Source organism: Streptomyces sp. NPDC101152, assembly GCF_044768275.1.
In the GTDB taxonomy this organism is placed as follows: domain Bacteria; phylum Actinomycetota; class Actinomycetes; order Streptomycetales; family Streptomycetaceae; genus Streptomyces.
This window is the reverse complement of record NZ_JBIWPO010000071.1, coordinates 24,038-30,516: the sequence shown is the minus strand read 5'-3', so window position 1 is coordinate 30,516 and position 6,479 is coordinate 24,038. Positions and strand designations below refer to the sequence as shown.

4 protein-coding genes and 1 pseudogene are annotated in these 6,479 nt (G+C 68.5%); 1 reads left to right on the top strand and 4 read right to left on the bottom strand.

The annotated features are described in order from the left end of the window. Positions 1-389: 389 nt before the first annotated feature. A complete protein-coding gene (locus ACIRVK_RS41800) occupies positions 390-1,967 on the top strand; it encodes an ABC transporter substrate-binding protein (protein WP_404256779.1) in 1,578 nt (525 codons plus the stop codon). A gap of 109 nt (positions 1,968-2,076) precedes the next feature. Here the strand turns inward: ACIRVK_RS41800 and ACIRVK_RS41795 are convergent. The 4 genes and pseudogenes from ACIRVK_RS41795 to paaC all read right to left on the bottom strand — a co-directional run bounded on the left by ACIRVK_RS41795 (position 2,077) and on the right by paaC (position 6,471). Further along, positions 2,077-3,301, bottom strand: a pseudogene (locus tag ACIRVK_RS41795) (RNA-guided endonuclease InsQ/TnpB family protein). A 698-nt stretch (positions 3,302-3,999) separates the two neighbouring features. After that, on the bottom strand, positions 4,000-5,109 hold the full coding sequence (gene paaE, locus ACIRVK_RS41790) for a 1,2-phenylacetyl-CoA epoxidase subunit PaaE (RefSeq protein WP_404256777.1): 1,110 nt from the start codon (positions 5,107-5,109) through the stop codon (positions 4,000-4,002). 1 nt (position 5,110) lies between these two features. Continuing rightward, complete coding sequence (gene paaD / locus ACIRVK_RS41785) at positions 5,111-5,623, bottom strand: 1,2-phenylacetyl-CoA epoxidase subunit PaaD (RefSeq protein ID WP_404256775.1); 513 nt, start codon at positions 5,621-5,623, stop codon at positions 5,111-5,113. After that, positions 5,617-6,471, bottom strand: coding sequence for a 1,2-phenylacetyl-CoA epoxidase subunit PaaC (gene paaC / locus ACIRVK_RS41780; protein ID WP_404256773.1), 855 nt, complete (start codon positions 6,469-6,471; stop codon positions 5,617-5,619). Before paaC ends, paaD begins: the two co-directional genes overlap by 7 nt. Between the last annotated feature and the right edge of the window lie 8 nt (positions 6,472-6,479).

The following is a 6,479-nucleotide window of genomic DNA, read 5'->3' as shown; positions in this document are numbered from 1 at the left end:
AGTGATCACAGAGCGTCGCAACTCCATGATCACGGAGGCCTGTGCCCGCCTTGCGGCTGGGGCTCCCCATACCGCCTATCTGCGCGAGCTCTAAGTTCCCGGTAGTGAGGCTAGCGATCATGAGGGTTTACAGGGATCGGGACATCCGGCCGTTGCTGTCAGCCAACGAGTGGATGCAGACGAGGTGCAGGTGGGCCATCGCCGCTCCCGGTCACGGGAACGTCACAGGGGCGATCGAGAAGACGCTTCGGGAGGCGCCCAGTCTCGGACACACCGGGATGACGGTGCCCACGCAGCACATTCCGGCAACAGCGCGCCTTCGGCGTGGCCCAGGCCGCGGCGGCGCTCAGTACGGTCTGCCGACCAACAGCGGATCGAGGAGTGTGCGCGTGGGCAAGCAGAACCGATTCCTGCGAAGAGTGGCCGCTGCCGCAGCCCTGTCCCTGGCAACCGGATGCGGCATGGCCTCCGGCAGCGGGACGAGAGCCGACAGGCCGATCGTCGTCGGCACGACCAGCGCCCCCAGCACACTCGATCCCGCCGGATCCTGGGACGGCTCCTGGGAGCTGTTCCGGAACATCTACCAGACACTGCTCGCCTACCCCGACGGCGCCGTCACCCCACAACCCGACGCCGCCAAGAGCTGCGCCTTCACTGACTCGGACAACCGCACCTACCGGTGTGAGCTGCGCTCCGGCCTGAAGTTCACCGACGGTGACCCACTCGACGCCCGGGCCATCAAGTACTCCATCGACCGGATCCGGACCATCCACGCACCCAACGGCCCGGCCGGGCTCCTCGGCAGCCTCGACCAGGTGCAGACACGCGGCGGCCACGAGGTGGTCTTCCACCTCAAAAAACCCGACGCCACCTTCCCGTTCGTGCTCGCCACCCCGGCCATGTCGCTCGTCGACCCGCACGATTACCCCGCCACATCGCTGCGCACGGACCTGTCGGTGGTCGGCTCGGGGCCGTACACGCTCAGCTCCTACCAGGACGGCAAGCAGGCCGAACTGGTCCGCAACAGCCACTACCAGGGTTTCGCCGACCGGCAGAACGACGCTGTGACCATCCGCTACTTCCATGACTCGGCAGCGATGGTCGCAGCCCTGCGCTCGCGGGCGATCGATGTCACTTACCGCGGTCTCGCCGCGACCGACATCGTCAACCTGCAGGCCTACCACTCCTCCGACCTGCAACTGATCGACGGAACCGGCATCAACATCAACTATCTGGTGTTCAACCCCAAGGCCCCATGGGCCCGAATTCCTGCCGTGCGTAAGGCCGTTGCTCAAATCGTGGACCGTCCCGCCATCGCCTTCAAGGTCTACCAGGGGACCGTCGACCCCCTCTACTCCATGGTCCCCGCCGGACTGACCGGCCACACCGCCGGCTACTTCGACACCTACGGCAACCCCAGCACCTCCAAAGCCCGCAAGATCCTCGCCAACGCTGGCATCACCCAGCGCGTCCCCCTCACCTTCTGGTACACGACCGACCGCTACGGCTCCGAGACAGCGAAGGAGTTCGAAGAACTCAAGCGGCAACTCGACGCCTCGGGCCTGTTCACCATCACCCTCAAGAGCCGGCCGTGGAAGACGTACGTCGCCGGCTACCAGAGAGGCGAATACCCGGTGTTCGGGCGCGGCTGGTTCCCCGACTTCCCCGACGCCGACAACTTCATTGACCCCTTCGTCGGCACCCACAACACCCTCGGTACCCCCTACTCCTCCCCCGTGATCACCGGCAAACTGCTGCCCGACTCGCGCGCGGAGAGCGATCGTGGCCAGGCCGTCGAGGACTTCGAGAAGGCCCAGCACATCCTCGTCGACGATGCCCGCCTGATCCCGCTGTGGCAGGGGCGGCAGTACATCGCGGCCAGCGACGACATCGCCGGTGGCGAGCAGGCGCTCGACCCTTCGACGATCATGATGATGTGGGAGCTGCACCGCAAGGCCAGCTGGTGAGTCGGCTGTCCATCGCTATCGGCCCGTCACATCCCTGTGGTTCGTCAATTGACATGCTCCTCGTCCTGGAGGGCGAGGATTCTGGCCTTCTCTACCGGTTGCTGTGCCGCTACGCGGCACGGTTTCCAGTCGGGAACCCGTGGCTTCCTGTTTCTTCGCGCAGTGCCGGGACTGCTCTTGGCCTTACCGGCGCTCCGCAGGCTGACACCGCAGTCCGGCGGCCGTTTTCACGTTGATCGCTGCATTGGTGCCGCGGTCGTGGACGGTGCCGCAGGCGCTACAGATCCATTCCCTCACCTTCAGAGGTTTGGGTCCGTCCTTGACGCCGCAGGTGGAGCAGGTCTGGGAGGTCGGCTCGAAGCGGCCGGTCTTGACCAGGGTGCGGCCGTACCGTTCCGCTTTGTACTCCAACACGCCGATGAGCGATGCCCATCCGGCGTCGTGCACGGACTTGGCCAGCTTCGTGCGAGCGAGTCCCGCCACCGCCAGGTCCTCCACGGCGATCCCTTGGTTCTCGGAGATCAGCTTCGTGGAGAGCTGGTGGTGGAACTCACGGCACGCGTCAGCGACCTTGGCATGGGCGCGGGCGACCTTGAGGCGGGCCTTGGCCCGGTTCTTTGATCCCTTCTGCTTGCGGGACAGCTCCCGCTGGGCCTTCTTCAGCTTCTTCTCCGCGCGCCGCAGGAAGCGCAGGGAGTCGATCTTCGTGCCGTCGGAGAGGACCGCGAAGTGGGTGAGGCCGAGATCGATGCCGATGGTGCAGTCGGTTTCGGGCATGCGCGCCTGGTCGGCTGCAGGGTCGGTGTCGATGACGAAGGAGGCGAAGTACCGGCCGACCGCGTCCTTGATAGCGGTGGCGGAGGTGGGGGCGGCGGGCAGGCTGCGGGACCACTTCACCTTCACCGCGCCGATCTTCGGCAGGTTCAGACGGCCGGCGTCGGTGATGCTCCAGCGGGCGTTGGCGGTGAACCGGATCGACTGCCGCGCGTCCTTGCGTGACTTGAACCTCGGCGCCCCCAGTCTGGGCCCTTGCAGATGCCCTTGAGGGAGGCGAAGAAGTTCTTGTACGCGGCCTCGGCGTCCCGCAGGGACTGCTGGAGGACGACGGCCGACACCTCACCCAGCCAGGCCCGTTCCGCAGTCCGTTTCGCTTCCGTGATCAGGCATGTGGACAGTTGCCCGGCCGTCGGGAACGGCTCCCCGGCTCTCCGGGCGTCCTCGCGGGCACGCACGGCGTCGTTGAACACGACCCGTGCGCACCCGAACGCCCTGGCCAGCGCGGTCTGCTGAGCGGCGGCGTCGAGGTACAACCGCAAGGCGTACCCGAGCCGCACGACAATCGCACTAGGCAAGTCGAACCCACGTCGTCGACCCACGCCGCTGACCGGTCCCGCTACCGGAGATCATTCGCAGTGCTGCAGCCTTCACCCGCGGGTGAAGCGAATCTTGTGGCTGCGACGCGGAGCGTCGCGGTCTCGTTCCGACGGAGCCGGACCCCGCTTCGTGATGGTGACGGATCGTCCACATGTTCCCGGTGGCCTCCTCCCGTTCCGGGGCGCGGTCGATCGCCAGGCTGATCCCGGAACGGCCCGGCCCGAGCCGGACGATCTGCCGCAGCCTGGTGCCGGTCGCTGCGGGTACGAGTTCGAAGCACCACATGGCCAGAGGTCTCGCGGGTGTTGGCTTCGGTCGCCGAACGGCCGTCGGCATCGACAACCGCCCAGCCGAACACCCGCTGTTCCGCCAGCTCGACGACGTGGGAGACGGTCGGCCACTCGCCCACCATCGGGTGCCGGTTGTACCCGACGAAGCGCGCCCCGACGGTCGGCCCCTGCGCGTCGTCGAGCCATTCCCTCCGCTGCACTTCGGGACTTCATACGGGCCGGCAGGGCGAGGTCGGTCACCAGGTGCCACACCCGCGCCGGAGCCTCTTCGACGTAGACGTCGCAGGACACAGACGGGCCTTCGGCGTACCGGTGCTCCTCTCCTACGGCTGGAATGCCCCGTTGACCATGGCCGCCGACGTCGTGTCTCAGCTGTCGAAGTCGACCGTCAGCGTGTCGGAGGCCGCGAAGGTCTGACAGGTCAGGACGTAGCCCGCGGAGACCTCCGCCGGTTCGAGCGCGTAGTTGCGACGCATGTCGGCCCGGCCGTGGGTGACGAGGGCTCGGCAGGTGCCGCAGACTCCGCCCTTGCACGCGAAGGGCAGGTCGGGGCGGAGCTGTTGGGCGCCGTCGAGAACGCTGCGATGGCGCGAGGCGGAGAAGGTGGTGGCTCTGCCCTCCAGGAGGACGGTGACCTCGCTCTTCGGTTGGCCGTCCCTGGCGTCGTCGGCCGTGTCCCGCGTTAGAAGTTTCTCGTCGGCGTGGAACAGTTCCTGGTGGACGTAGTCGGCCGGCACCCCCAGTCCAGACAGGACGGCACGGGCGTCGCGGACCATGCCGTGCGGGCCGCACAGCCACCAGTGGTCGGCGTCCTGGGCGTCGATGAGCCCGTCGATCAGCTCGGTGAGCCGCCCGGTGTCAAGTCGCCCCGAGAGCATGTCAGCCTCGCGCGGCTCGCGGGAGAGGACGTGTACAAGGTGGAAGCGGGCCGGATACCGGTCCTTGAGGTCGGCGAGCTCGTCCGCGAACATCACCGATCCGGTACGACGGTTGCCGTACAGCAGGGTGACGCGTGCGGTATCGTCCGCGCCGAGGACGGAGGCGGCGATGGAGAGCATCGGCGTGATGCCGGACCCGGCGGCGACGAGCACATGGTGGCCGAGATGACCAGGGTTGCCGAGGTCGGGGGTGAAGACGCCGGTCGGACCCATCACATGCAGGGAGTCTCCCGGCCGGATGCCGTGGACCAGCCACGAGGAGAACAACCCGCCGGGGACGGCGCGCACACCGATGCGGGGCGGCGTACCGGCCGGTGAGCAGATGGAGTAGGAGCGCCGCTCGTCACGGCCGTCGAACTCGCGGCGCAGGGTGAGGCACTGTCCGGGGCGAAAGGCGAACTCCGCCGCCAGCCGGTCGGGGATGTCGAAGGTGAGGACGGCCGCGTCGGCGCAGAGCGGCTCGACGGCGGCGACGCGCAGGGTGTGGAAGGCGGGACGGCGGCGGGCCCGTGGGGCGGTGGTCATGGCGGGGTCGGTCATGTCAGAGGTCCTTCATGTGCTCGAACGGCTCGAGACAGGCGTGACATCGCCTGAGGGCCATGCAGGCGGTGGAGCCGAAAGGGGAGATCTCCCCGGTGTCGGGCGAGTCGCAGCGAGGGCAGGTCACGGCCGCCGGAGCGGAAGGCCGGAAGACGGGCGTGGGCAGCCCGACGGGTCTCCCGCAGGCCCGCGTCCCCGGCGGCGCTATGCCGTGTTCGGCGAGCTTACGGCGGCCCTCGGCGCTGATCCAGTCGGTGGTCCACGGCGGGTCGAGGACCGTGACGACCTCGACCTCGGGAAAGCCGTCCGCCCGCAGCCGGGTGGCGACCTCGGCGCGCATCTCCGCCATAGCCGGGCATCCCGAGTACGTCGGCGTGAGACGGGCGACGACGGTGCCGTCCTGTGTCACCTGGACGTCGCGCAGCACTCCGAGGTCGCAGAGCGTCAGCATCGGCAGCTCGGGGTCGGGCACCTCGCGGGCAGTGCGCCAGGCGCGTTCCGAGGGTGTCACCATGCCGCGCTCGGGTGGGCGCGGGCGACGCTCTGCAACTCGGTGAGGAGGGGCGCGAGGTGCTCGGTGTGGTCTCCGTCGCGGCCGGAGCCGGCGATGAGCGGTTCGTGGAGGTCGTCCCAAGCTCGTTTGAGACCGGCCGCCTCGAGCACTTCGGTGAGTTGCGACCGGGTCCGGTGGGCGACACCGGCGGGAGCGGCGCCGAGGTGAGCCGCAGTGTGGTCGTTCAGCAGTTCCGGAAGCCAGAAAGCGATGGAGTCCAGGGCCGCTTCCATGCGTTGGCGGGACTCCCTCGTGCCGTCACCGAGCCGCACGGTCCACTCGGCGGCGTAACGGCGGTGGTAGGCCAGTTCCTTGACACTTTTCGCGGCTATGGCGGCCAGGACCGGATCGGGTGCGGTGGTGAGGGTCTCGAAGAGGGCCAGCCGCCAGGTGGACAGGACCAGCAGCCGGACGATGGTGAACGCGAAGTCGCGGCCCGGCAGTTCGGCGAGCGCTACGTTGCGGAAGTCCGCCGCGTCACGGTAGTACGCGTAGGCGTCCTCACCGCGGCCCGTACCGTCGATGCGGCCGGTCCTCGCGTACAGCAGGCGGGCCTGGCCGAGGAGGTCGAGGCCGATGTTGGCCAGGGCCAGTTCCTCCTCCAGCTCGGGGGCGCGGGTGCACCACTCGGCGAGCCGCTGGGCGGAGACCAGGGCGTCGTCGGCCAGTGCCAGGCAGCAGGCCGCGAGGGCTTCCGCGTCGACGCTGTCGGGCACGGCCGGGTCCATGCCGTGCAGCGGATCGGTGAATCCTGTGCCGAAGGCCCATCGGGTGTTGTCCTGCTGTGCGTGCAGGTCCTCGTCGCTCATGGGGCGGT

Excerpts from the sequence above, each read along its gene's own strand:
- paaC (WP_404256773.1), bottom strand. The coding sequence starts at position 6,471 with ATGAGCGACGAGGACCTGCACGCACAGCAGGACAACACCCGATGGGCC.
- paaE (WP_404256777.1), bottom strand. The coding sequence starts at position 5,109 with ATGACCGACCCCGCCATGACCACCGCCCCACGGGCCCGCCGCCGTCCC.
- paaD (WP_404256775.1), bottom strand. The coding sequence starts at position 5,623 with ATGGTGACACCCTCGGAACGCGCCTGGCGCACTGCCCGCGAGGTGCCC.